The sequence below is a fragment of the Rathayibacter sp. AY1B5 genome (assembly GCF_002932795.1).
In the GTDB taxonomy this organism is placed as follows: Bacteria; Actinomycetota; Actinomycetes; order Actinomycetales; family Microbacteriaceae; genus Rathayibacter.
The window spans coordinates 237,979-262,538 of the sequence record NZ_PSWM01000001.1; the positions used below are offsets into that span (position 1 = coordinate 237,979).

Consider the following 24,560-nt stretch of genomic DNA (forward strand, 5'->3'; position numbering starts at 1 on the left):
TCAGCGGCCGAACGCGGGCGGATCGAGCCCGGTACGGTGGCGAGGTGATCGCCTCCTCATCCTCAGCAGGAGCGCTCGGAGTGCTCCGCGCCGCGTGGGTGATCGGCTTCCTCGTCGGGACGACCACTCACCTGACCGATCTGATCGTCGGGGGAGTGGACGCCTACAGCGCCTTCCCTCCCGGCGTCCGTCTGTTCTGGACGGCGTTGACGGTCCTCGACCCGGTCGTCGCTGCGCTGATCGTCCTCCGCCGGCGGTCCGGCATCGTGCTCGGCTGCGCCGTGATGATCGCCGACATCACCACGAATTGGACCGTTCTCGCGGTCGTCGGCGGACTCTCGCTCTTCGGCGTCGTCAGCCAGAGCCTGTTCGCGGCGCTCGTGCTCTCGACGGCTCGCCCGCTGTGGAGACGGTTCGGACGATCCTGATCAGGAGGGATCCGCGCCGGTGACGGAGACCCGTGAAGCAGCCGGTTCACCGGGTCGCGTCCCCGTCGGTCGTCTTCGAACTGACATAATGTGCATTATCGGATAACGACGGAACAGGCGGACGGACCGGGATCGCGGCCGGTCCGTGCGTCCGCCCGCCCGGCACGGCGTCAGCGGATCGGCGAGCGCTCGACCCACGGCTCGACGTCCTCGTACCAGCACGTCTCCGTCGGAGTGTCGAAGCGCGTGCTCCGCCCGGCGGCCGCCGATGAGCGGAACCCGTCGGCGCGGACGGACTCCCCGATACCGGTCCGCTGCCGCTCACCGGAGTCGTCCTCAGCCGCTCGCAGACCTGCGCACCTGGCCTGCGCACCGGCGTCAGCCCGAGGAGAGGATCAGGCGAAGTCGGAGATGTCGCCGACGAGGCGGGTGTTGTCCGCGGGGATCGGCTCGACGGCCGCCAGAGCGACCTCGGCCGCGAACTCCTGGACGTTGTAGAGCTTGCCGGCCGACTCGCGACGCGAGCTGATCGCGCCCGGGTTCGCACGCTCCAGCAGAGTCGCCGTGATGGTGCCCTCGATCATGTCGCCCGAGACGACGACGAACTCGATGCCGCGATCGGCGAGCTCGCCGATCCGCTCGCGCAGCGCGTCCTCTCCGGCGCGCTTGGACAGCGCGACGGGCTCGTACTCGGGCATCGTGGGCGTGGTCCGGATGAAGTGCGCCTGGTGGCTCGTGACGAACACGACACGCGAGCCCTCGCCGAGCAGCGGCAGCGCCGCGTCCAGCACGGCGACCTGCGAGTCGCGGTTGAGGACCATCGCGTAGTCCTCCCCCATGTTGGTCTCCATGCCGCCCGAGGCGTTCAGGACGAGGACGTCGAGTCCAACGAACTCCTTCTCGATGCGCGAGAAGAGCTCCGCGCGCGAGTCGGCGTCCGTGAGGTCGGCGCCGACGGCGATGGCGGTGCCGCCGGCCTCGACGATCTGCGCGACGAGCTTGTCGGCGCGCGGCGCCTTGGAGCGGTAGTTGACGACGACGCGGGCTCCGGCCTCGGCCAGGTAGCGGACCGTGTCGGCGCCGATGCCGCGGGACGATCCGGTCACGAGAGCGCGCTTGCCGTCGAAGGAGCCGGGGGCGAGGGGGTTGGACACGGGTATTCCTCCAGAACGCCGGCTCGGAGACCGGATCGGGCACGATGACGGGCCGCGGCCCGACGGAGGAGTCTACCAAGCGCCTCGAGACCCTCGGCGCACCCCTCCTCTCCCAGCCCTCGTCCGGGGGGCGTTGATAGCCTGGGAATGCTCGTCGAGGGGAAGGAGCACACAGCATGGACGCTGTCACCCAGTACGCGTGGATCCTCTGGCTCGCGCTGATCCTCATCTTCGTGATCGTCGAGATGATCACTCTCGAGTTCACGTTCCTGATGCTCGCCGTCGGCAGCATCGGCGGTCTGCTGACGGGGCTGGTCGGGGCTCCCTTCTGGGTCCAGGTGCCCGTCGCGGCCGTCCTCGCCGCCCTCCTGCTGTTCACCGTCCGGCCGCCGCTGCTGCGGCTGTTGAAGCGGGGCGGCGATCCCACCCCGAGCGGAGCGGACGCTCTTCTCGGCCTCGCCGGCAGCGTCGTGCTCGCCGGCCCCGGAGCCGGGCAGGTCAAGCTGGCCAACGGCGAGACCTGGACCGTCCGCCTGTCCCCGCTCGTCGAGGACCGCACACTCGGAGTCGGCGAGAGAGTCGTCGTCACCGCCATCGAGGGCGCGACCGCGGTCGTCGTCCCCGCCGAAAGGAGCACACCGTGACACCGTCCTCCGTCGTGACGATCGTCGTCGTCGCCGCCGTCGTCCTCTTCGCGCTGGTCGTCCTCTTCCGGGCGGTCCGCATCATCCCCCAGGCCACCGCCGGGGTCGTGGAGCGCCTCGGCAAGTACCACAAGACCCTGCTGCCGGGCCTCAACCTCGTCGTGCCGTTCATCGACCGGGTCCGCCCGCTGATCGATCTGCGCGAGCAGGTCGTCTCGTTCCCGCCCCAGCCCGTGATCACCGAGGACAACCTCGTCGTGTCGATCGACACGGTCGTCTACTTCCAGGTGACGGACGCCCGGGCGGCGACGTACGAGATCGCGAACTACCTCGGCGCGGTCGAGCAGTTGACCACCACCACGCTCCGCAACGTCGTCGGCGGCCTGAACCTCGAGGAGGCGCTGACCTCCCGCGACAACATCAACGGGCAGCTGCGCATCGTCCTCGACGAGGCCACCGGCAAGTGGGGCATCCGCGTCGGACGGGTGGAGCTCAAGGCCATCGACCCGCCCCTCTCCATCCAGGACTCGATGGAGAAGCAGATGCGCGCCGAGCGCGACCGTCGAGCCGTGATCCTCACCGCCGAGGGCACCAAGCAGTCCCAGATCCTGAACGCCGAGGGTCAGCGCCAGGCCGCGATCCTCGCGGCGGAGGGCCAGGCGAAGGCGGCGGTCCTGCGGGCCGAGGGTGAGGCCAAGGCGATCACCACCGTCTTCCACGCCATCCACGAGGGCCGCCCCGACAGCGAGCTCCTCGCCTACCAGTACCTCCAGACCCTCCCCAAGATCGCCGAGGGCAGCGCGAACAAGCTCTGGGTCATCCCGAGCGAGCTCACCGAGGCGCTGAAGGGCATCGGAGGCGCGCTCGGCCAGCGCAGTCAGACCGCCCCGGCGGTCCGCCCGCAGGACGCGGCGCCCGCGGCGTCCGCGCCTGCCGCATCCGGGTCCGTCGGCTCCTCGCCTGTCGTGTCCGGATCGGACGCGTCCGCCCCCGTGGCGCCCGCGCCGATCGACGGAACTCCCGACTCCGCGCACACTCCCCCGCCGCCGGCCGTCTGATCCGCGGAATCCCGCCCGCGATGCGCGCCTCCGAGCGACCCCTCGTCCTGAGCGGGCCGACGCCCCGGGTGTTCGCGCATCGCGGGTTCGGCCCGCCGGCGGAGGGCAACACGCTCGCAGCCTTCGAGCGTGCCCTCGCCGCGGGTGCGGACCTCCTCGAGACCGACGCGCGCGCCTCCCTCGACGGGGTCGCCGTGCTCGTCCACGACGCCGAGGTGATCGACCGCTCCGGCCGCCGCCACGCCGTGGCCGACACCCGGTGGGAGGAGCTCGCCGACCTCCGGCTGGCGGGCGGTGCCCGGCTCGCCTCTCTCGAGCAGGCCCTCGCCGCACTCCCCCGGGCCCGCTTCACCATCGACGTGAAGTCGCGGGACGCGGTCGGCCCGGTCGTCGCTGCGGTCGCCGGTGCCGCCGCCGCGGAGCGCGTCCTCGTCACCTCGTTCTCCGAGCGTCGGCGTGCGGCCGCGCTCCGCCGCCTGCCCGGTGCGGCCACCTCGGCGTCGGCGGTCCGTTTCGTCGTCGCGCTGGTCGCCGCACACCTCGGTGCCGCCCTCCCCGTGCGCCTCGCTCTCCGCGGCATCGACGCGCTCCAGGTGCCCGAGCGCGCGCTCGGCCTCCCCGTCGCCGAGCCGCGGATCCTCGCCCGGCTGCGAGCGACCGGCTGCGAGATCCACCTCTGGACCATCGACGATCCGGAGCGGATGGAGCAGCTCCTCGCGCTCGGGATCGACGGGCTCGTGACCGACCGCACCGACCTCGCCCGAGCGGCCGTCGACACCCTCCGCGACGCCCGTCGGGGCCGCCCTCAGAAGCCGCGGAATACGCCTCCGACCTGAGGATTCTCTGGCAATGGCAGGGACGGGAAGACCACCTCCAGGTACGACGTTGACACTGGGGAAGCACAGCGAGAGGAGACCACACAATGGCAGATCGAAGCTTGCGAGGAATGCGGCTCGGATCCCAGAGCCTGCAGAGCGAAGAAGGCGTCGTCTTCTCCCCGCGATCGACCTACGAGTACCACTGCGCGAACTGCGGCCACGACACCGACATGGTGTTCTCGGCCGACGCGGAAGCACCGGAGACCTGGGAGTGCCGCTCCTGCGGTCACGAGGCCACTCTGATGGTGGACTCGAAGCCGGTCGTCGTGGACAAGGGCGAGCAGAAGGCTCCGCGCACCCACTGGGACATGCTGCTCGAGCGGCGGACCCGCGCGGAGCTGGAGGAGCTGCTCGAGGAGCGGCTCGCCTATCTGCGCGCCAGGCGCGGCGAGCACAAGATCGGCGCGTAGCGCCGGTCAGCGGGAACGGCGTCGCGGCTCGCGCGTCCTGAGGACGAACGAGACCATGCCGATGAGACCGGCGGCCAGGAAGTACCAGCCGAGGTCTCGCGCCCACACCAGAGCCGGGGTCGTGGTGGAGCTGAGGGGGACCTCGTCCACCATGGCACCCGGCTCGAACCATGTCAGGGAGTCGATCGTCGTGCCGTCCGGCCCGATGATCGCACTGGTCCCGACCGTCGAGATGTTGACCACGCTGCGCCCTGTCTCGATGGCGCGCAGGCGCGCGATGGCGAGCTGCTGGACGCTCTCGTCGGTCCGGCCGAAGTCGGCGTTGTTGGTCTGCCCGAGGATGACCTGGGCTCCCCCGTCGACCATCGCGTTCGTCAGCGCGTCGTCCGAGATGTCGAAGCAGATCGCAATGCCCGCGAGCACGCCGTTCACGTCGAAGACGTTGGGACGTGTGCCGATCGAGTAGTCCCGGCTCACCAGGTCGACCAGATCAGGAGCGAACATCCGCCAGAACGCGCGGTCCGGCATGTACTCGGCGAACGGGACGGGGTGCACCTTGTCGTAGACCTGCGTCGCCCCCTCCCCCGCCTTCCAGAGCAGCGAGCTGTTGTAGAAGACGTCGTCCGACGGATTGGTGATCGTGCCCACGATGAACGGCGCGTCCATCGTCCGGCTGAGGTAGTCGAGGACGGCGGCCGACTGGGCGTTCCGGGTCGGATCGATGTCGACCCCGTTCTCGGGCCACACCACCATGTCGACGTCCTCGTCGAGGATCGGCAGCGTCGCCGAGGTGTGGTCCTCGAGGATCTGCCCGCGGTAGCTCTGCGAGAACAGGCCCGCATCGGAGTCGCCCTGGACGGCGGCGATCCGGGTCGTGCCCTCCGTCGGCGCCGGCCAGGCGGGGAACACCAGCGCCACGATCGCGAAGCCCGCGAGAGCGCTCACGCGGGCGGAGGCCGGGACGGAGACCTCGCGGACGGCCTGCGCGAGCACGGCGGCGAGGAACGCCACGACGAAGCCGAGCCCGGCGAAGCCGATCCACGCCGCGAGACCGGCGAGCGGACCGAGGGACTGCGAGATCGCGAGGCGGCCCCAGGCGAAGCCGCCGTAGGGCCAGACGCTGGTGATCGACTCCCGCCCGATCCAGAGCGCCCCCAGGAGGGCGGGGAGACCGACCATCCGGCCGAGCGGCCCGGTCCAGACGCGGTGGCCGCGCGTGGAGACGACCGCCATGAGCCCCGCGGAGAGGGCGAAGAAGATCGCCTGCAGGCCGGCGAGGGCCGCCCACGGGACCGGACCGAGGTAGAGAGTCAGCCACTCGATGTGGACACCCCAGAAGACCGCTCCGCCGACGAGGCCGACGAGGGTCCCGCTCCAGAAGCTCCGCCCCGCCAGCGCGAACAGGATCGCCGCGGCGCCCACGATCGCCAGCGGCCAGACATCGGAGTCGGGGAAGCCGCGGTCGAGCACGGCACCGCCGAGGGCCGCGATGGGCAGCGCCACCCACAGCGGAACGGTCCGCCCGTCGGGCGGAGGAGCGAGGGGCGTCATGCGACGGTCGAGTACGCGACGATGCCCCGGCGGACCAGGTCGAGGGCGGTCCGGGCCGCCCGGCCGACCTTGCCCTCGGCGACGACGGAGAGCTGGTCGAGGAGGTCGATGGTCTGCTTCGCCCAGCGCACGAAGTCGCCGGCGGCCATGTCGGACTCGCGGAGCACCATGTCGAGCGGCATGCCCTTGGCCCACATGTTCATCGAGAGCGCGAGGCTCGTCGAGATCGGGTTGCTGCCCGGCAGGCGGTGGTCGCGCTCGACGTCGTCGAGCCGGGCCCACAGCAGCTGGGTCCTCTCCAGCGCCTCCGGGAACGCGCCGCGGGGCAGGAACTGCTCGCCCAGCGTCCCCTCCTCGCGTCGCGGCTCGAAGACGAGGCAGCACGCCATCGCCGCGAGGCCGGCCGGATCGAGCTCCGTCCACGCCTGCTTCCGGAGGCACTCGGCGACCAGCAGGTCCCGCTCCCCGTAGATCCGGCGGAGCGTGCGTCCGTTCGGTGTCAGCGAGAGCTCGCCGACCTCGTCCCGGCGGAAGTAGCCCAGCTCGAGCAGCACGTCCGTGATGTGGTCGAAGATGCGGGCGACGGCGCCGGTGCGCGAGCGGATCTGACGCTCGATCTCGTCGGTCTCGCGGCGCAGCTTCCACCAGCGCTCGGCCCAGCGGGCGTGCTGCTCGCGGTCGGAGCAGGCGTGGCACGGGTGGGCCTTCATCCGGCGCCGCAGGCTCGTGAGCTGTCCCTGGCGCTTCTCGCGCTCGGCGTGGGAGGCCGATTCGCCGCGCACCGCGCCCCGGCGCTCGAGGTCGCCGATCTCGCGGCGGATCGCCGCGTACTGCTCGAAGTCGCCCAGGTGGCACTGCATCGCCGTGACGTAGCCCGCCATCGACTCCTCCTGCTGGCGGACCCGGCGGGCGAGATCGACGACGGACCGGTCGGCCTGGAACTGCGCGAACGACGACTCGAGGATCTCGCGCGTGCGCACCCGCCCGAACTGCTCGATCAGGTTCGCGGCCATGTTGTAGCTGGGCCGGAAGCTGGAGTTGAGCGGGTAGGTCCGCCGCGAGGCGAGGGACGCGACCGCCTGCGGGTCCATCCCGCCGCGCCACTGGATCACCGAGTGGCCCTCGACGTCGATGCCCCGTCGGCCGGCGCGGCCGGTGAGCTGGGTGTACTCCCCCGGCGTGATCGGGACGCGCGCCTCGCCGTTGAACTTCTCGAGCTTCTCGAGGACGACCGTGCGGGCCGGCATGTTGATGCCGAGCGCGAGCGTCTCGGTCGCGAAGACCACGCGCACGAGCCGGCGCAGGAACAGCTCCTCCACGACCTCCTTGAAGGCGGGGAGCATCCCGGCGTGGTGCGCGGCGACGCCCCGCTGGAGTCCGTCGAGCCACTCCCAGTAGCCGAGCACCGCGAGGTCCTCGTCTCGGATGGTCCGGCAGCGCTCCTCGACGATCGCGCGGATCTCGTCGCGCTCGTGGCGCTCGGTGAGGCGCACGCCCGACCGGAGGACCTGGCGCACGGCCTGGTCGCAGCCCGCGCGGCTGAAGACGAAGAAGATCGCGGGGAGGAGGTTCTTGCCGCGGAGGATCTCGACGACGTCCGAGCGCAGCACGAGCTCCTCGGTGCGCTGCTCCGGGTAGCGGCCGCGACCGCCTCGGCCGTTGCGGCCGCCCCGGCCGCCGCGCTCGACCCGGGAGCCGCCCTGGGCCATGCGGGCGAGCTCCGGGTTCACCCGGTTCGTCGCCGCCCGTCCGGAGGAGTCGAAGAGGTCGACGAGCTTGCCGCCCACCAGCACGTGCTGGTCGAGCGGGACGGGGCGCTCCTCGGAGACGATGACCTCGGTCTCGCCGCGGACGGTCTGGAGCCAGTCGCCGAACTCCTCGGCGTTCGACACGGTCGCGCTGAGCGAGACCAGCCGCACCCGCTGCGGGAGGTGGATGATGACCTCCTCCCAGACGGCGCCGCGGAAGCGGTCGGCGAGATAGTGCACCTCGTCCATCACGACATAGGCGAGGTCGCGCAGGAGGTCCGAGTCCGCGTACAGCATGTTGCGCAGCACCTCGGTCGTCATCACGACGATGCGGGCTCGCGCGTTGACGTTCGAGTCGCCGGTCAGCAGGCCGACCTCGGAAGCTCCGTAGTCCTCGACGAACTCCTGGAACTTCTGGTTGCTCAGCGCCTTCATCGGCGTCGTGTAGAAGACCTTGGCCGTCGGGTCCTGCATGGCCAGATGGATCGCGAACTCCGCCACCGCGGTCTTGCCGGCACCGGTCGGCGCGGCGACGAGGACGCTGTGCCCGTCGTCGAGCGCACTGCAGGCCTCGTACTGGAAGGGGTCGAGATCGAACGCGAGGGTCGAGCGGAAAGCCTCGACCCTCGCGTGGCCCTGGCGCGTCCGGAACGCGGCGAACCGCTCGGAAGGAGACGGTCCGGTCACGCGGGCAGGTCGGAGGGGCTGCCGTCGAACACCAGCTGGCGCTTGGCGGCGCGCCTGTCGTGCAGGATCGCGATCCCGCAGGCGAGGAAGAACAGGAAGATGATCGGGATGGCCAGGAGGAACATCGAGATCGGGTCGGCCGCGGGGGTCGCGATCGCCGTGAAGAGCACGATCGCCATGATCGCGAGGCGCCACGACTTGAGGATCAGCATGCCGGGGAGGATGCCGAGGAAGTTGAGGAGCACCAGGAAGACGGGCAGCACGAAGGCGATGCCGACGACCAGCACGAGCTTGAGAACGAACTCGTAGTAGACCTTGGCGTCGAGGAAGCTCGCCGCGTCGCTGCCGGTGAAGCTGGTCAGGAGCTCCACGATGTGCGGGAACACGAACCAGCCGGCCGCGCAGCCCGCGAAGAACAGCGGGATGGCGGTGAGGATGAAGCCGAGGCCGTACCGCATCTCCTTGCGGGTCAGGCCCGGGACGAGGAACGCCCAGATCTGGTAGAGCCAGACCGGGCTCGCCAGGACGACGCCGACCGTGATGGCGATCTGGAGCCGCAGGTCGAAGGCGCCGGCGATCGTCGGGAAGTTGAGGATCGCCTCCTTGCCCTGGGTGGCGGCCACCTCGGAGATCGGAGCCTTGAGCGCCTCGAAGACCCACTCCGAGACGAACCAGCCCGCGACGCACGCGATGACGATCGTGATCGCCGACTTGAAGAGCCTGTTGCGAAGCTCGACGAGATGAGCCCCGAGCGACATGCGCCCGTCGGGGTTCTTCGTCCGCTTCGTCCGTGGCTTCTTCGATGCCACGGACGTCATTACTTGAGCGGGGACTCGGGCGGCGCGGTGGTGCCGGTGCCGGTGGTCGTGCCGGTGGATCCGGCGACGGTGCCGGTGGTCCCCTCGGTCGACTCACGGCGCTCGGTGCCGTCCTCGTCCTTCATGGTCTTGACCTCGCTCTTGAAGATCCGCATCGACTGCCCGACACTGCGGGCCAGCTGCGGGAGCTTGGGCGCACCGAACAGGAGGAGGATCACGGCGAGGATGATGAGGAGGTGCCACCCCTGGAGGCCAGCGAACATTGCAGACTCACTTCACTTGTCGGTTGCGGTGTACGAGGAGCTTACCCCGTTCGACCCTTCCTGACCGGCGGAGATCGATCCTGTCGCGACGTGCGTCGCGCCGGCCCTCGTGCGCACGCCTCACGTCGTCGCGATCGGCGAACAGCGACGAAGGCGGCCGGGGCGGCAGGTCGTCCGTCACTCCGGGACTCAGTGCCTCGAGTTTCGCGGTGACCTCCGACAGCTGTCCGAGGAGGATCTTCCCCTTGCGCCAGTAGGAGAGGGCGAAGAAGACCAGCATCGTCAGAGCGCCCAGCGCGAGGCCGAGCCAGATCAGGATCCACGACCACCACGTCATGACGGCTCCCCCTCGTTCGCGGCGAGTGCGGCGGCGACCCAGTGCGCGACCGCGGTGCGCGCCTCCGGGGGCGCCACCACGGTGACGAGTCCCGCCAATGACGCCACCAGGCGTGTCAGTCCCTGCAGATGGGCGACGCGGAGACGGACGAGGACGCCGTGGTCCTCCTCCCCCGGCTCCGGATCAGGGAACTCGGCGTCCGCCGCGTAGTCGCCCAGCAGCACGACGGCGCTGGGGGCGACGCGCAGGTCCACGACGAGATCGGAGGCGGACGCCTCGAAGAGTCGCTCCGAGAGGGTCACCTCGTTGCGGCGCCGGACGATCGGCGTCCCCGTATCGCGGAGGGAGCGCATCCTGTCGACGCGGAACGTCCTGACGCCCTCGCGGAGGTGGTCCCACCCGCGGAGGTACCAGTCCCGGTCGACCGATTCGAGCACGAAGGGGTCGACGAGCCGGGACTCGGTCTCGCCGCGGGCGCTGCGGTAGTCGAACGCGACCTGCGTCGCGGAGGCCATCGCGGTCCGCAGGAGCGCCACAGCGCTGTCTGCGCCCGTGCCGCGCGAGACCGCCACCGCGCTCGGGGCCGAGGAGGCGCCGCGCGCGAGCTTCCCCATCAGCGAGGCGATCCGGTCGTTGCCCTGGTTCTCGGGCAGGGCTGCGAGGTACTGCATGCCGGCGATGAGGGCCGCGGCCTCGCGCGCCGAGAACCTCGGCGAGTCGTCGATGGCGACCTGATGGGTGAGGACGACGTGGTCGTTCTCCTCGAAGTCGTCCCAGCCGATGTCGAAGAGGTCGTTCGCCTGGTACTGCGCGGTCTCGCCGGGGATGCCCGAGACGGCGATGAGTCTTACCGCGCGGCGTACCTCCTCCTCCGGGATCTCGAAGTGCGCGGCGACCTCGGCGACGGAGACGCGGCCCCGGTCGAGCAGGTAGGGCACGAGGGAGAGCAGGACGGCCAGGCGGTCGCGCGCCTGCAGGGAGCGGGGTCTAGCCACGGGGATCCCCCCCATGGTCGGCCAGGGTGCGGCGGAGGCGGTCGAGGACGCGTCGGCGGAGCTCCTCCGGCTCGAGCACCCGCACCTCGGGACCGTGGCCGGCGAGCTCGTCGGCGAGCACGTCCGGGTCGGTGTAGTGCAGGCGCAGCAGGCCCTGGCCCTCGCCCTCGGCCTCGGCACGCCCGCCGAGACGGAGGGCGGCGTCGGAGTCGGGGGCGACGCGCAGGAGCGCGCTGTTGCGCTGCAGGATCTCGTCGAGCTGGGCGAGAGCGGTCGCCGCGTGGTCCCCCTCGGCGGGGGGCGCGATGCGGCCGGTCGGTGCGACCGGCCCGACGATCCGCGACAGGAGGAAGGTCCGCGTGCCCTCGGCGCCCTCGTCCCAGCCGTGGAGGTGCCAGCGCCCCTGGTGGTTCACCAGGGCGCGCGGCTGCACGGTGCGCACGCGCGGCTCCTCGCCGCCGGGCTTGAGGTAGGGGAAACGGACGACCTGGCCGCGGTCGAGCGCGGCGTTGAGCGGCTCGAACGAGGCCTCGCGGACCCGGATCGAGGGGCTGATGCCGATGACGGGATCGACGGACTCGACTCCGATCGAGCGCAGCTTGATCAGCGCGCGCCGCGACTCCGCCGAGAGCGTCCCCTCACGCCAGACGGCACCGGCCAGGCGGAGCAGGGCGAGCTCCTCAGGATCGAAGGTCAGGTCGGCCGGGAGGTCGTAGCTGCGCTTCGCGATGCGGTACCGGACGGTCTGGGTGTTGCCCGGGTCGCCCGGGGCGTCGACCGTCTCGATCGGGATGCCCAGCTCGCGCAGGTCGTCCTTGTCGCGCTCGAACTGGCGCTCGAGCGAGGTCCGATCGCCCCGGCCCACCCGCTGCCGGTAGCCCTGCACCGTCGAGAGGACGTCGGCCTTCGTCAGTCCGTTCTCGGCCGCGACGAGCGCGAGCACGAGGTTGAACAGACGCTCCTCGGCCGGGACGCGGCTCGAGGACGGGGCGTCGGAAGGCACGCCCTCCAGTCTAGGGCCGGGCCCGGTCAGACCTTTCCGAGGATGTCGGCGACGAAGATCAGCGTGGCGCCGCCGGGGATCCCGCCCTGGGGCGAGCCCTGGTCGCCGTAGCCCTGGTCCGGCGGGATGACCGCGATGACCTGGGAGCCGACGGGCTGGCCGATGAGGGCGTCGGCGAATCCGGCGATCACTCCGCCCTGGGTGGTCGAGCCGTCGGCGGCCGTGAAGACGGCGGGCGCGCCCTTCTCCCAGCTGGAGTCGAACACCTTCCCGTCGCTCCACTGCCAGCCGGTGTAGGCCACGACGACCTGGTCGCCCTCGGCGACGACGTCGCCGTCGCCCTTCTTGAGCTGGGCGATGCGGAGGTCGGTCGGCGCGTCGCCGGAGGGCTTCGCGAGCCCCGGACGTCCGTCGTCGCCGAGGGTCACCGTCGGGAAGCCGTCGGGCGCGGGCTGGGCGGCGCCGTTCGCGCGGGCCAGCGAGGCCTCGCGGACGTCCGCGACGAGCACGAGCGTGTCGTCCTCCGAGATGCCCAGCTGCGACGAGGACTGGCCGAAGCCGTCCTCGGGGGCGATCGCGATGGCGACGCGCGAGCCGACCTGCGTGCAGAGGAGGCCCTCGTTCAGGCCGACGAGCCCGGCTCCGCCGACGCCGAAGCGGGCGGTGCTCGACCCGTCGTAGGGCGAGGTCTCGAGCACGGTGCCGTCCGCTCCGTTGACCAGGGTGTAGTCGATGGTGACGAGCTGGCCCTTCTCGAGCGGTGCGCCCGAGCCCTCGATGAGGGTGCTGACCTGCGTGCCGTCCGCCTTCAGCGGCGTCGGGACGCTGACGTCCGGCTTCGCTCCGAAGTCGCCCGTGGCGCTGACCGCCGCCGAGGAGTCGCCGGAGGAGAACGGAGCGTCGCAGTCGGCCTGCGAGGAGGACGCGGTGCATCCGGTGAGAGCGGCGACGATGCCGATGCCGGCTATGAGCGCGGTGGTCCTGCGCACGGGTCCTCGATTCGAGAGAAGGGGAGCGGTGACGCCCGAGGTGGAGACGGCCCGGAGGCCGGGAACAGCTTAGAGGATGCCCTCGTCGTCGGGCTCCGCGGTCTCCTCGCCGAAGCCGCGGGCCCGCGAGAGCTCGGCACTGGTGGCGGACTCGCGGACCCGCTTGCGCAGGCTCTTGGGGCTCACGGCACGCTCGCCGAGCGCGCCGGGCGTCCAGGCCTCCACGTCCTCGTCGCTGAAGTCGGTCTTCGACGGGCGCCGCTTGAGCTCGGGGAGCACGGTGTCCGGAGCGAGCCGGCGCGCGGTGATGAGGAAGCCGGTGTGGCCGATCATCCGGTGGTCCGGCCGGACCGCGAGGCCCTCGACGTGCCAGCCGCGGACCATGGTCTCGTTCGACGAGGGGTTCGTGAACAGGCCCGAGGCGCGGATCGCCTCCGCCGTCCGCGAGAGCTGAGTGACGGTGGCCACGTAGCAGAGGAGCACTCCCCCGGGCGTGAGAGCCTCGGCGGCGACGTCGAGGCACTCCCACGGTGCGAGCATGTCGAGCACGACGCGGTCGGCCTCGCCGGACGGGACGCTGCCGGGCAGCGCCTCGACGAGGTCGCCGACGGTGACGCTCCAGTTGTCGGGCGTGTAGCCCAGGAAGGTCTCGATGTTCGCCCGTGCGACATCGGCGAACTCCTCGCGCCGCTCGAACGACGACAGCCGTCCGGTCGGCCCGACCGCCCGCAGCAGCCAGAGCGAGAGCGCGCCGGAGCCGACACCGGCCTCGACGACGCGGGCGCCGGGGAAGACGTCGGCGAGGGCGAGGATCTGGGCGGCGTCCTTCGGGTACACGATCGCCGCGCCGCGGGGCATCGACATCACGAAGTCGGCGAGGAGGGGACGCAGTGCGAGGTGCTCGACGCCGACGGTGTTGGTCACCACGGAGCCGTCGGGCAGCCCGATCACCGTGTCGTGCTCGATGCCGCCCCGGTGGGTGTGGAACACCGTGCCGGGAACGAGCGTGATGGTGTTCATCCGCCCCTTGGGGCCCGTCAGCTGGACGCGGTCCCCCGCGCGGAAAGGTCCGGAATGCTGCAGTGCCTCACCGGTCATCGGCGGGCCTCCGTCTCGGTCGTGGCCGGGCCGGAGCCGCGGTGCTCGGAGGACACCGACGCGAGGTCCGCGACGGTGCGGCCCGCGAGGGTGGGCCAGAGGGCGTAGGGGGCGGCGGGGTCCAGCTCGAGCTGGTGCGGGACGCCGATCGCCGCGGCACCGGAGGCGACGGCCGCGCCGAGGCCCGGGAGGGAGTCCTCGATCGCCACGCAGGCGGCGATGTCGACGCCGAGAGTGCTCGCAGCGAGGAGGTACGCCTCCGGATCGGGCTTGCTGCGCTCGACCATGTCCCCGCTGACGACGGCCGCGAAGGCGGGGAACGGGATCCGGTCGACGACGGCCGCGGCCATCCGCGAGATCGACATCGTGACCAGCGCCTGCGGTACTCCCGCGTCGGACACCGCGCGCAGCAGCTCGAGCGCGCCCGGGCGCCACGGGATGCTCACGGCCAGCCGGTCGACGACCTCGTCGGTCATCCGGTCGATGATCGCGTCGACGGAGAGGTCGACGCCCTTGCCCTGCAGGATGCGGGCGGCGGCGGGCAGGCCCGAGCCGACGAGTCCCATCGCGTCCTCGTGCGTCCACACTCCGCCGAAGGAGGAGACGAGCGCGTGCTCCGAGGCCATCCAGTACGGCTCGGTGTCGACGAGCGTCCCGTCCATGTCCCAGAGGACGGCGTCGGGGACGGCTGCTCCTTCGAGCGGCTCGGAGGACAGCGGCCGGGCGGAGGTCTCGGGAGTCACGAGCGACCATGGTACCGGCAGGGCCGCGCCCCTCCCCGGCCGCGGGCCGAGAGCGAACAGCGCGGTCGATCCCGCCGGGCGGGACGGGCGGGGTCGGGGGCGGTCCTATCCTGGACGGAGGGACAGGCGCGGTGTGCGCTCCCCGGACATCGAGCCGAACGCGGAGATCCTGCCTATGAACGTGATCACGGGGAACGTCCTGGTCGTGGCCTTCGAGGGCTGGAACGACGCCGGGGACGCCGCCAGCGGCGCGCTGCGGCTGGTCAAGGACGCCGGGGAGTACGTGCCCCTCTTCGCCGTCGACGCCGAGCAGTACTACGACTTCCAGTACACCCGCCCCATGCTCTCGATCGGCGAGGACGGCCGTCGCAGTCTCGCCTGGCCCGGCACCCAGATCTTCGGCCCGGCCGACACCTCGGTCGACGCCGAGAGCGCGCTGTACCTCATGATCGGCACCGAGCCCTCGCGCAGCTGGAAGAGCTTCGCCGCCGAGGTCGTCGACGCCATGCTCGCGATCGACATCTCCGCCGTCGTCTTCCTCGGCGCGATGCTCGCCGACGTCCCGCACACCCGGCCGATCTCGATCTTCGCCTCGAGCGAGAACGCGGAGCTGCGCAGCTCGTTCGAGCTCGAGCGCTCCAGCTACGAGGGGCCGGTCGGCATCCTCAGCGTGATCGGCGAGGCCGCGCAGAAGGTCGGCATCCCCGCCGTCTCGATCTGGGCCTCCGTCCCGCACTACGTGCACAACGCGCCCTCGCCCAAGGCGATGCTGGCGCTGCTCGAGAAGCTCGAGGAGGTCGTCGGCCTGGCGATCCCCCGCGGCGACCTCGTCGAGGAGGCGGAGGAGTGGGAGCGCGGGATCGACGCCCTCGCCGCCGAGGACGAGGAGATGGCGGCGTACATCGCCCAGCTCGAGCAGGCGCGCGACACCGTCGACTCGCCCGAGGCGAGCGGCGAGGCGATCGCCCAGGAGTTCGAGCGCTACCTGCGCCGCCGCGGCGACGGCCGCTCGGGCGAGGAGCCCTGGCGGCCGTAGCCCCCGCCGGCGCTCGAGCGTCGGGGCCGGCGATCACAGGACCGGTCCCGACCGGTGACCCTCCGGCCTTCCTCAGAGGACCGGGCCCTGACGGGGTCCGAGCCGGTCGGGCCTGAGGCCGGTCGGGCCTCAGGCCGGTCGGGCCTCAGGCCGGAGGGACCACGGACCGGACACGCCTCGAGCCGGACGGGCGTCAGGCCGGACGGACTCCGAGCAGGGCGTCGACCGCGTCGCGCAGGAGCGACGGGTCGTCCACGCCCTCGGTGAGTGCGGCGTCCACGACCGCGAGGGCGGCCGGAGTGTCGAGGTCGTCGGCCAGCACCTCGCGCAGCTGCGTCAGCACCTCGAGCGCCGAGCGCGGTCCGACGGCGGCGAGGGCCGACTCCCAGCGCGCCAGGCGCGCCTCGGCCGACGGCAGGTCCTCGGGCAGCCACTCCCAGTCGGAGCGGTAGTGGTGCGCGAGGAGTGCGAGGCGGATCGCTCGCGCGTCCGCTCCTTCGCTCCGCAGACGCGAGACCAGCACCAGGTTGCCGAGCGACTTGCTCATCTTCTCGCCCTGGTAGGCGACCATCCCGGCGTGCGCGTAGGCGCGGGCCAGAGGACGGCCGGACAGGGAGGCGGCGTGGCCGGCGCTGAACTCGTGGTGCGGGAAGACCAGGTCGCTCCCGCCGCCCTGCAGGGTGAACTCGGGTCCGAGCCGGTCGAGGGCGATCACCGAGCACTCGATGTGCCAGCCCGGACGACCGCGGCCGACCTCGGCGTCCCAGGCGGGCTCGCCGGCGCGCTCGGCGCGCCAGAGCAGCGGATCGAGGGGGTCGCGCTTGCCGGCGCGCTCCGGGTCGCCCCCGCGCAGCGCCGAGAAGCGGGCCATCGACTCCGCGTCGAGCCGGCTCTCGCTGCCCAGGTGCCAGACGGCGCTCTCGGCCGCGGCGATGTCGTAGTAGAGGTCGCTCGCGCCGTCCTCCGCCGCGTCCGGAGCAGGGACGCGGTAGGCGACGCCGTCGCGCTCCAGACGGGCGACCGCCTCCGCGATGGGATCCACCGTCTCGGTGACGCCGACGTAGTGCTGCGGAGGCAGGACGCGCAGCGCGGCCATGTCGCCGCGGAACAGCTCGACCTGCTCCTCGGCCAGGTCTCGCCAGTCGACGCCGGTGGCCGTCGCCCGCTCGAGCAGCGGGTCGTCGACGTCGGTCACGTTCTGGGCGTACTCGACCGTGCAGCCCGCGTCGAGCCAGACGCGCTGGACCGTGTCGAAGGCGAGGTAGGTCGACGCGTGCCCGAGATGGGTGGCGTCGTAGGGCGTGATGCCGCAGACGTAGAGGCTCGCGACTCCGCTGGGCGCGTCGAGCTCGACGGGGCCGGCGGTCGCGGTGTCGTGCAGGCGCGGGGCGCTCCCCCGGCCGGGCAGGGCGGGGACGTCCGCGGCGGTCCAGGCGCGCATCTAGGCGGCGATCAGGCCGGTGGCGAGCGCGACCATCAGGACGACGCCGAGAACGATGCGGTACACGACGAACGGGAGGAAGCTGCGGCGGGAGATGTAGCTCATGAAGAACGCGATCACGACGAAGCCGACCACGAACGCGACGATGGTCGCCACCAGGGTCTCGAGCCCGCCGACCTGGACCTGGTTCGGGAGGACCACCGGGTCGCTGATGCTCTTGTACAGCTGGTACAGGCCGCTGCCGAACACCGCGGGGATAGCGAGGAGGAAGGAGTAGCGCGCCGCAGCCTTGCGCTCGTAGCCGAGGAAGAGGCCGGCGGTGATGGTGCCTCCCGACCGGGAGACGCCGGGGATCAGGGCGAGCGCCTGCGCGCCTCCGAAGATCAGGCCGTCGCGGACGCCCAGATCGCGCAGGCGGCGCTTCTTCGCGCCGACCGCGTCGGCGATGCCGAGCAGGATGCCGAAGAGGATGAGGGTGGTGGCCACCACCCACAGGGAGCGGAGGGTCGTCTCGATCGCGTCCTGGAAGACGAGGCCGAGGACGATGATCGGGAGGCTGCCCAGGATGATCAGCCAGCCCATGCGGGCGTCCGGGTCCGAGCGCGGGATGCGGCCGACCAGGGAGCGGGACCAGTGCGACACGATCCGCACGATGTCGCGCCAGAAGTAGATGATGACGGCGGTCTCGGTGCCCAGCTGCGTGATCGCGGTGAACGCGGCTCCGGTGTCGCGGCCGCCGAGACCGGGCAGCAGCTCGCTGACGATCCGGAGGTGGGCGCTGGAGGAGATGGGGAGGAATTCGGTCAGACCCTGGACGAGTCCCAGGATCAGCGCGTCGAGCAGGCCCATGCGTCACTTTCGAGGAGGGCTGGGGCGTCGTCGGCCAGCAGTCGGTCGGGATCGGTCGGTGCTGACCCGGTCCGCGGCGCCGTCAGGAGCTCAGCAGGAGATCGGTCAGGACCTTCCTGCCAAACACTAGTGCGTCCAGTGGTACGCGCTCGTCGACCCCGTGGAACAGCGCCGGGAAGTCCAGGGACGACGGCAGCTGGAGCGGCGCGAACCCGTAGCCGGTGATGCCGAGCGTCGAGAGCGCCTTGTTGTCGGTGCCTCCGGAGAGCAGGTACGGCAGGACCTCGGCGCCCGGGTCGAACCGGCGGATCGAGGCGGCCATGCTCTCGACGAGGGGGCCGGCGAAGGGCACCTCGAGCCCGATGTCGCGGTGCTGGACGAGGATCTCGACGTGCTCGCCCGCGAGGACCTTCAGGCGCTCGAGCACCGCGTCCTCCTCGCCGGGGAGGACGCGCACGTCGATGGTGGCCTCCGCCGTGCCCGGGATGACGTTGGCCTTGTAGCCGGCCGACAGCATCGACGGATTCGCGGTGGTGCGCAGCGTCGCGGCGATGAAGCGCGAGGCGGTGCCGGTGGCGAGTGCGAGCTCCTCCGGAGTGCTGCGCTGAGGGTCGTGGCCGAGCAGGCGGGCGACCTCGTCGAGCAGCTCGCGCGTGGTGTCGGTGAGGCGGGTGGGCCACTCCTCGCTTCCGATGCGGGCGATCGCCTGCGCCAGCCGGGTGACGGCGTTCTCGGAGTTGATCTGCGAGCCGTGCCCCGCCGTGCCGTGCGCGCGGAGGGTCAGCCACATCAGCGCCTTCTCGCCCGTCTGCACGAGGTAGGCGCGCTTGCCCGCCAGCTCGATCGAGTAGCCGCCGACCTCGCTGATCGCCTCGGTCGCTCCGGCGAAGAGCTCGGGCCGCTCACGGGCCAGGAATCCCGAGCCCCGCACGCCGCCCGCCTCCTCGTCGGCGAAGAAGGCGATGACGAGGTCGCGGGAGGGGCGCCTCCCCTCGCGGAGGATGTCGCCGAGCGAGGCGAGGATCATCGCGTCCATGTTCTTCATGTCGACCGCGCCGCGGCCCCAGAGCATGCCGTCCTTGATCTCGCCGCCGAACGGATCGACGCTCCAGTTGTCGGCGATGGCGGGCACCACGTCGAGGTGCCCGTGGACGACGAGGGCGCCGCGCTCGCGGTCCTCCCCCGCGACCCGCGCCACGACGCTCGTGCGTCCCGGGTCGGAGTCGATCAGCTCGGGCTCGAGGCCGAGGTCGCGCAGCTTCGCCGCGACGTACTCCGCGGCCGGGCGCTCCGGCTCCGCCTTCCCGTCGCCGTAGTTGCTGGTGTCGAAGCGGATGAGATCGCGCGCGATGAGCGCGGTCTCGTCGAGGGTGCTGTCGGCCACGGGCGCGCTGTCGATGCTGTCGGACATGCGGGCAACGGTACCGGCGCGGACTCGACGGCGCGCGGAGGCCGGGGGCCGGAGGGTGGCGTGAGAGGCTCCGGAACCGTGCTAATGTCTTCTTCGGCCGCGGAAACGCAGGTCGAAGGAAACACTCGTCCGGGTGGCGGAAATGGCAGACGCGCTAGCTTGAGGTGCTAGTGCCCGTATAGGGCGTGGGGGTTCAAGTCCCCCCTCGGACACACTGATCGGAACCCCTCGTCCCTCTTCGGAGAGGCGGGGGGTTCCGTCGTTTCCGGCACCGTCCCCTCCTCGCGTCGGCGGGAGGGATGCGAGGGGCGGAGAACGACGGACGCCCCGCCTCTCCTCGAGGAGACGGGGCGTCCGGCATCGGGCCTCGGCGTCAGACTCTCACGGTCGCCGGCGACCAGCCGAGAGCCGGGGCGATCGACTCCGCCACGGTGCGCAGGAGCCGCGCGTTGTACTCGACGCCCAGCTGGTTGGGCACGGTGAGCAGCAGCGTGTCCGCCTCCTGCACGGCGACGTCGGCGGCCAGCTCGGCGGCCACGCCGTCCGGCTCGCCCGTGTAGCTGCGGCCGAAGCGGGCGCGGACGCCTTCGAGGGTGGCGACCTGGTCCTGCTCGCCGCGGCCGCCGAAGTACAGGCGGTCGAGATCGCTGGTGATCGGAAGGACGCTGCGCGAGACGGAGACACGCGGGGCGCGCTCCCAGCCCGCCTCGCTCCACGCGGCGCGGTAGTCGCGGATCTGGCGCGCCTGCAGCTCGTCGAAGGGCACGCCCTCCTCCTCCAGGAGCAGGGTCGACGACTGCAGGTTCATGCCCTGCTCGGCGGCCCAGCGAGCGGTCGCGAAGCTGCCCGCACCCCACCAGATCCGGTCCGCGAGCCCGGGCGAGTGCGGCTCGATCGAGAGCGGGAGCGATTGGCGCGTCATCGCCGGATCCGACTGCGCGACCGGCGCCCCGGCGAGCGCTTCCCGGAGGATCCGCACCTTCTCCCGGGCGAGGTCGGCGTCGGTCATCCCCTCAGGCGGGACGAAGCCGAACGCCTCGGACCCGCGCAGGGCCGTCTCGGGCGATCCCCGGCTGACGCCGAGCTCGAGCCGGCCGCCCGAGATCAGGTCGGCGGCGGCCGCCTCCTCCGCCATGTAGAGCGGATTCTCGTAGCGCATGTCGATGACCCCGGTGCCGATCTCGATGCGGCGGGTGCGCGCGGCGATCGCCGCCAGCAGCGGGAACGGCGAGGCGAGCTGCGGCGCGAAGTGGTGCACGCGGACGTAGGCGCCGTCGATGCCGATCTCCTCCGCCGCCTCCGCGAGCTCGATCGTCTGGAGGAGGACGTCGCGGGCGGAGCGGGTCTGCGACCCGGGGACCGATTGGTAGTGGCCGAAGGAGAGGAAGCCGATGCGCGAGACCATGCCTGCCTCAGCGCTCGGAGGTCCACCGCTATTCCCGGTGGTGCGCACGGTGGACGCCGAACCGCGACAGAGCTGCCGAGGAGTGCTCAATACTCGTATGGTGGTCGATGCCTGGTGGTCGGGCGGAGAGGGGGTCGTCGTGGAGACGACGGATGAACGCTTCGAGCCGTTTCTCACGGTCGGCGTCGAGACGATCAGCGGGTCGCAGGTGCCGGTTCGCGCTCTCGGACCGCAGCGGGATCGCACGCCCGAGCGCGGCTCCGCGTCAGTGCGCCTCGAAGTCGGCGGAGACCGACGCGGTGACCTCGATGTCCTCCGGCTTGAGGGCCAGCGGCTCCTCCGACGAGGAGAACGCCTTGGCGCGGCTCATCAGCGCCGAGCCGCCCTCGATGCGCGTGTGCGGGCGCAGGCCCGGCTCGAAGAGGGTCAGCACCCGTACCTCGGTCAGGCCGAGGGCTGCCGCGTAGGCCTCGGCCCGCTCGCGCGCGTCGCGCACGGCAGCGGTACGGACCTCGCGCTCGATGCCCGCCCGTCGCGCCGCCGTCACGTCCCAGTCGACCCCCGAGATCTGGATCCCCGGCACCTCCGAGATCGAGCCGACCCAGCGCCCGAGAGCCGCGAAGTCGCGGTACTTCACCCGGACCCCGGCGGCCGCGACGTGGAACAGCTGCGTGACGTCCGAGTCCTTGATGTACCGGCGGACCGAGGACACCGAGATCTGATCGGAGGACCACCAGGTGGCGGCGCCGGACGCCTGCTCGGCGGCCGCCTCCTCCCGGACCCGCGCATGCAGGGCGGTGACCTCGGCGAGCGCCTGGGGCCGGGACCGCGACTCGCGCCGGATCTCGAGGCGGACGGTGCCGCGCTCGGCGGGGTGGAAGTGCTGGGCGAGACCGGCGACGGTGATGGTGACCATGGTCCCATCGTGCCGTACGCACCCCGTCAGCTCCGAGCGGCGAGCATCGCTCGGATGCGCTCGGCGAGGGCCCGCTCCGTCGTCAGGTTGCTGACCAGCTGGGCGCGGTGGCCCCCACAGGCACCCGGAAGGGGTTCTCCGGTTCTCGGGTCGATCCGGCCCAGCAGTGCCCGCTCCCCCTGGGCGATCGACGCCTCGAGCAGGGCGAGCCGCCGCTCGAGCCGCTCGGTCTCGAAGCTCTCGGGCGTGATGTCGGACTCGCGGAAGTGGCCGGCTGTGGAAGTGGGGACGCTCATCGATGATCCGTTCCGTCGGGGCGCCCAGGAGCGGCGCCATCACCAGGAAGACACCGGAGAACGGAGATCATGACGCGAAGGCGCGAAATGAACTGAGTCGTGGCGCGCCTTCGGCGGTCAGGAGCGGAAGACGGCCAGGTTCTCGTTCTCCACGATGGCGAGGGTGCGGACGAGCCGGGTGTAGCGCTCGACCAGCTCGCCCTCACCCGCTCCCTGACCCAGCAGGGCCGAGAAGCTCTCGGCGGGGAAGAGGGAGACGATCTCCATCGCGACGGCCCGCGCGTGCTCGGAGGAGAGAGTGCGCGCGTACTCCAGAGCGCGGGTCAGCTGCGGCCTCTCCTCGCCCCCGGGACTCTCCGACGGCGACGTCGTGGCGGCATGGCCGAGGACCGCCACGAAGACCCGGGCGATCTCGTCGACCCGGAGCGCGCGGACCAGGGTCAGCAGACGCGAGGAGACGCGGGAGACGCCGCGCGCCAGGAGCTCTCCACTGAGGGCGCGCACCTCGATCACGTCGCCGCCGCCGAACTCGCCGGAGACGCGCTTGATGCCCGAGGCGAACAGGCTCGAGCCCGCGCCGATGCTCCGCTCGGCCTCGAGGTTGATCTCGACGCGGCCGCGGCCGGTGGCCACTCCGGAGATCCAGCGCTGCTCCACGGGCGGATGCGCGTGCACGGCTCGGACGAGGGTGCCCGGACCCGGCCCACCCAGAGCGCCCAGGATGACCTCGGGGGTGCGCGCCCCGGCGATCCTGGTCGAGACTCCGTTGTGCGCGGCGAGCTCGGCGGCCCGCAGCTTGGAGCGGATGCCCCCTCGGCCGGTGCCGCCCTTCTGCACGCCGATGCGGCGCAGATCCGAGATGCCCAGCTCCTCGAGATGCACGCCCTCGGCGATGCTGCCGGCGAAGACGCCGGGGACGTCGGTGAGCAGCAGCAGAAGGTCCGCGCCGAGGAGCATCGCCAGTCCGCCGGCGACGCCGTCGTTGTCCGAGCCTGCGGAGTCGATGGTGTCGTTGCCGTTGACCACGGGCACGACTCCGGCGTCGAGGGCGTGGCGGATCGCCTCGGCGACGTGCGCCATCTGCCGGGGCGAGGCGAGGTCCGACTCGCCGATGAGGATCTGCGCGACCAGGGCGCCGGAGAGCTCGGCCACGGAGCGGTAGAAGCCCATCAGGACGGTCTGGCCCACCGCTGCCGCCAGGCGGGCGCTGATCGGCTCCTCCTGCGAGCGGGCGAAGAGCGCCCTGCCCGAGGACACGGCACCGGAGGAGACCAGCACGACGTCCCAGCCCATCGCGCGGGCGGCGAACGCGCTCTCGAGCGCGCCGGCCAGGAGAACGGGATCCGGACCCGACTGCTTGGTGACCGAGCTGGACCCCATCTTGACCACGAGGGTCCGCCTGCGCGGCGCGGCCGGGGCTGTGGCGTCGGAGTCGGCGGGGTCGGGCAGGGCGTCGGACATGGCTCCCATGGTAGAGGCGCGGGCGGAGGCCCCTGCCCCGCCGGGATCCGGCGGAGGACGTCGCCGGACGGTGATGTCGGGGGCGGATGCGAGACTGCCCGGGACGTCGGGAACCACCTCCACGGTGCCCCGTGCGGGCCGGTCGCGGAAGGGTCCGAACGGCTCGCCGGTGGATGTCGGTGGCGATTGACATACTCGAACACATGTTCGAACATGGGCAGATGAGCCCCCCTTCACCCCTCGTCTCCGCGGAGACGGCCGAGGCCGCAGAACCCCTTCTGCGGCAGCTCGCGTCGGTGAAGGAGCTGCAGTCCCGCATCCGGGACATGCAGGCGACCACCCTCGAGACCAGGAGCCTCGCCACTCTGCCGGCCTTCTCCTCCGTGCTCCCGGGCGGCTCGCTCAAGCAGGGTGCGGCCTACTCGGTGGAGGGCTCGATGAGCCTGGCGATGGGCCTGCTCGCCGGCCCGTCCGCCGAGGGCTCGTGGTGCGGAGTGGTGGGTCTCCCGGAGTTCGGGGCCGAGGCCGCCGCCGGCATGGGGATCGACCTCGAGCGCCTGGTGCTCGTGCCCGCACCGGCTGAGCACTGGCTCACCGTCACCGCCGCTCTGGTCGATGTGATGACCGTCGTGCTCACCCGTCCGCCCGCCTCCGTCTCCTCGGCGGACGTCTCGCGTCTGGGAGCACGACTGCGTCAGCGGGGTGCCGCTCTCGTGGTCCTCGGCGAGTGGCCCCAGGCCGAGGCGCGGCTCAGCGTCCGCAGCAGCCGCTGGGAGGGGCTCGGCGACGGCCACGGCTACCTGCGCTCCCGGGAGGCGATGGTCGATGTGGTCGGCCGGGCCGGCACCCGGGTGCGCACGGTGCGGATGAGCATGCCCGGCGTCGAGAGCGCCTTCGGTTCCCGGGTCGAGCACGGCCGCCTGCACGAGAGGGCGGTCTGA

Annotated in this window: 25 protein-coding genes and 1 tRNA gene; 8 read left to right on the forward strand and 18 right to left on the reverse strand. The window is 71.9% G+C overall.

Annotation, left to right across the window (positions count from 1 at the left end; genetic code table 11):
* The first annotated feature begins 44 nt into the window (after positions 1-44).
* Positions 45-428: a hypothetical protein gene (locus C5D44_RS01105; protein WP_146082646.1), complete on the forward strand. Its 384-nt coding sequence runs from the start codon at positions 45-47 to the stop codon at positions 426-428.
* Between the two features lie 395 nt (positions 429-823).
* On the opposite strand, the gene C5D44_RS01110 is transcribed toward C5D44_RS01105, so the two are convergent.
* Entirely contained in the window at positions 824-1,582 is a 759-nt protein-coding gene (locus C5D44_RS01110; protein WP_104280593.1) for an SDR family oxidoreductase, read from the reverse strand.
* A 176-nt stretch (positions 1,583-1,758) separates the two neighbouring features.
* Between C5D44_RS01110 and C5D44_RS01115 the strand changes: the two genes are divergently transcribed.
* From C5D44_RS01115 to C5D44_RS01130, 4 genes are all read left to right on the forward strand, one after another.
* Complete coding sequence (locus C5D44_RS01115; protein ID WP_104275646.1) at positions 1,759-2,226, forward strand: NfeD family protein; 468 nt, start codon at positions 1,759-1,761, stop codon at positions 2,224-2,226.
* Positions 2,227-2,240: 14 nt separating this feature from the next.
* Positions 2,241-3,284 carry an SPFH domain-containing protein gene (locus C5D44_RS01120; RefSeq protein WP_374953934.1) on the forward strand — a complete coding sequence of 348 codons (1,044 nt, stop codon included), beginning with the start codon at positions 2,241-2,243 and terminating at the stop codon, positions 3,282-3,284.
* 20 nt (positions 3,285-3,304) lie between these two features.
* On the forward strand, positions 3,305-4,120 hold the full coding sequence (locus C5D44_RS01125) for a glycerophosphodiester phosphodiesterase family protein (protein ID WP_104275644.1): 816 nt from the start codon (positions 3,305-3,307) through the stop codon (positions 4,118-4,120).
* Positions 4,121-4,206: 86 nt separating this feature from the next.
* Positions 4,207-4,572: an RNA polymerase-binding protein RbpA gene (locus C5D44_RS01130; RefSeq protein WP_068207052.1), complete on the forward strand. Its 366-nt coding sequence runs from the start codon at positions 4,207-4,209 to the stop codon at positions 4,570-4,572.
* A gap of 6 nt (positions 4,573-4,578) precedes the next feature.
* Here the strand turns inward: C5D44_RS01130 and lnt are convergent, their stop codons facing one another.
* The 10 genes from lnt to C5D44_RS01180 form a co-directional block, all read right to left on the reverse strand.
* Positions 4,579-6,123, reverse strand: a complete 1,545-nt coding sequence (lnt, locus tag C5D44_RS01135) for an apolipoprotein N-acyltransferase (protein ID WP_104280594.1) — start codon at positions 6,121-6,123, stop codon at positions 4,579-4,581.
* A complete protein-coding gene (locus C5D44_RS01140) occupies positions 6,120-8,558 on the reverse strand; it encodes an RNA helicase (protein WP_104280595.1) in 2,439 nt (812 codons plus the stop codon). The genes lnt and C5D44_RS01140 overlap by 4 nt, the downstream gene beginning before the upstream one ends.
* Positions 8,555-9,376 carry a twin-arginine translocase subunit TatC gene (gene tatC / locus C5D44_RS01145; RefSeq protein ID WP_374953932.1) on the reverse strand — a complete coding sequence of 274 codons (822 nt, stop codon included), beginning with the start codon at positions 9,374-9,376 and terminating at the stop codon, positions 8,555-8,557. The genes C5D44_RS01140 and tatC overlap by 4 nt, the downstream gene beginning before the upstream one ends.
* Positions 9,376-9,639: a Sec-independent protein translocase subunit TatA gene (gene tatA / locus C5D44_RS01150; protein ID WP_104280596.1), complete on the reverse strand. Its 264-nt coding sequence runs from the start codon at positions 9,637-9,639 to the stop codon at positions 9,376-9,378. The genes tatC and tatA overlap by 1 nt, the downstream gene beginning before the upstream one ends.
* Positions 9,640-9,646: 7 nt before the next feature.
* A complete protein-coding gene (locus C5D44_RS01155; protein WP_104280597.1) occupies positions 9,647-9,976 on the reverse strand; it encodes a hypothetical protein in 330 nt (109 codons plus the stop codon).
* Positions 9,973-10,971, reverse strand: coding sequence for a YafY family protein (locus C5D44_RS01160; protein ID WP_258065312.1), 999 nt, complete (start codon positions 10,969-10,971; stop codon positions 9,973-9,975). Before C5D44_RS01160 ends, C5D44_RS01155 begins: the two co-directional genes overlap by 4 nt.
* On the reverse strand, positions 10,964-11,974 hold the full coding sequence (locus tag C5D44_RS01165) for a YafY family protein (protein WP_104275638.1): 1,011 nt from the start codon (positions 11,972-11,974) through the stop codon (positions 10,964-10,966). Before C5D44_RS01165 ends, C5D44_RS01160 begins: the two co-directional genes overlap by 8 nt.
* A 26-nt stretch (positions 11,975-12,000) precedes the next feature.
* Entirely contained in the window at positions 12,001-12,963 is a 963-nt protein-coding gene (locus C5D44_RS01170) for an FKBP-type peptidyl-prolyl cis-trans isomerase (protein ID WP_104222014.1), read from the reverse strand.
* A gap of 69 nt (positions 12,964-13,032) precedes the next feature.
* Complete coding sequence (locus C5D44_RS01175; protein ID WP_104280599.1) at positions 13,033-14,061, reverse strand: tRNA (adenine-N1)-methyltransferase; 1,029 nt, start codon at positions 14,059-14,061, stop codon at positions 13,033-13,035.
* The gene (locus C5D44_RS01180; protein ID WP_258067838.1) at positions 14,058-14,804 is read right to left on the reverse strand and encodes an HAD family phosphatase; all 747 of its coding nucleotides are present in this window, start codon (positions 14,802-14,804) and stop codon (positions 14,058-14,060) included. Before C5D44_RS01180 ends, C5D44_RS01175 begins: the two co-directional genes overlap by 4 nt.
* Positions 14,805-14,979: 175 nt before the next feature.
* On the opposite strand from C5D44_RS01180, the gene C5D44_RS01185 reads away from it, so the two are divergent.
* Positions 14,980-15,840 carry a proteasome assembly chaperone family protein gene (locus C5D44_RS01185; protein WP_104280685.1) on the forward strand — a complete coding sequence of 287 codons (861 nt, stop codon included), beginning with the start codon at positions 14,980-14,982 and terminating at the stop codon, positions 15,838-15,840.
* A 193-nt stretch (positions 15,841-16,033) separates the two neighbouring features.
* On the opposite strand, the gene mshC is transcribed toward C5D44_RS01185, so the two are convergent.
* The 3 genes from mshC to C5D44_RS01200 all read right to left on the reverse strand — a co-directional run bounded on the left by mshC (position 16,034) and on the right by C5D44_RS01200 (position 19,541).
* On the reverse strand, positions 16,034-17,281 hold the full coding sequence (gene mshC / locus C5D44_RS01190) for a cysteine--1-D-myo-inosityl 2-amino-2-deoxy-alpha-D-glucopyranoside ligase (RefSeq protein ID WP_104280600.1): 1,248 nt from the start codon (positions 17,279-17,281) through the stop codon (positions 16,034-16,036).
* Positions 17,282-18,130: an undecaprenyl-diphosphate phosphatase gene (locus tag C5D44_RS01195; protein WP_104275635.1), complete on the reverse strand. Its 849-nt coding sequence runs from the start codon at positions 18,128-18,130 to the stop codon at positions 17,282-17,284.
* 82 nt (positions 18,131-18,212) lie between these two features.
* Positions 18,213-19,541: a M20/M25/M40 family metallo-hydrolase gene (locus tag C5D44_RS01200; protein WP_104280601.1), complete on the reverse strand. Its 1,329-nt coding sequence runs from the start codon at positions 19,539-19,541 to the stop codon at positions 18,213-18,215.
* 127 nt (positions 19,542-19,668) lie between these two features.
* Between C5D44_RS01200 and C5D44_RS01205 the strand changes: the two genes are divergently transcribed.
* Positions 19,669-19,753, forward strand: a tRNA-Leu gene (locus C5D44_RS01205).
* Between the two features lie 161 nt (positions 19,754-19,914).
* Here the strand turns inward: C5D44_RS01205 and C5D44_RS01210 are convergent.
* The 4 genes from C5D44_RS01210 to proB all read right to left on the reverse strand — a co-directional run bounded on the left by C5D44_RS01210 (position 19,915) and on the right by proB (position 23,619).
* Entirely contained in the window at positions 19,915-20,946 is a 1,032-nt protein-coding gene (locus C5D44_RS01210; RefSeq protein WP_104280602.1) for an LLM class flavin-dependent oxidoreductase, read from the reverse strand.
* Positions 20,947-21,211: 265 nt separating this feature from the next.
* The gene (locus tag C5D44_RS01215) at positions 21,212-21,862 is read right to left on the reverse strand and encodes an SIMPL domain-containing protein (RefSeq protein ID WP_104304732.1); all 651 of its coding nucleotides are present in this window, start codon (positions 21,860-21,862) and stop codon (positions 21,212-21,214) included.
* A 26-nt stretch (positions 21,863-21,888) separates the two neighbouring features.
* A complete protein-coding gene (locus tag C5D44_RS17845; RefSeq protein WP_104304731.1) occupies positions 21,889-22,158 on the reverse strand; it encodes a hypothetical protein in 270 nt (89 codons plus the stop codon).
* Positions 22,159-22,275: 117 nt separating this feature from the next.
* On the reverse strand, positions 22,276-23,619 hold the full coding sequence (gene proB / locus C5D44_RS01220) for a glutamate 5-kinase (protein ID WP_181109970.1): 1,344 nt from the start codon (positions 23,617-23,619) through the stop codon (positions 22,276-22,278).
* Between the two features lie 221 nt (positions 23,620-23,840).
* Here proB and C5D44_RS01225 point away from each other — a divergent pair, with 221 nt between their 5' ends.
* On the forward strand, positions 23,841-24,560 hold the full coding sequence (locus C5D44_RS01225; RefSeq protein ID WP_104280604.1) for a hypothetical protein: 720 nt from the start codon (positions 23,841-23,843) through the stop codon (positions 24,558-24,560).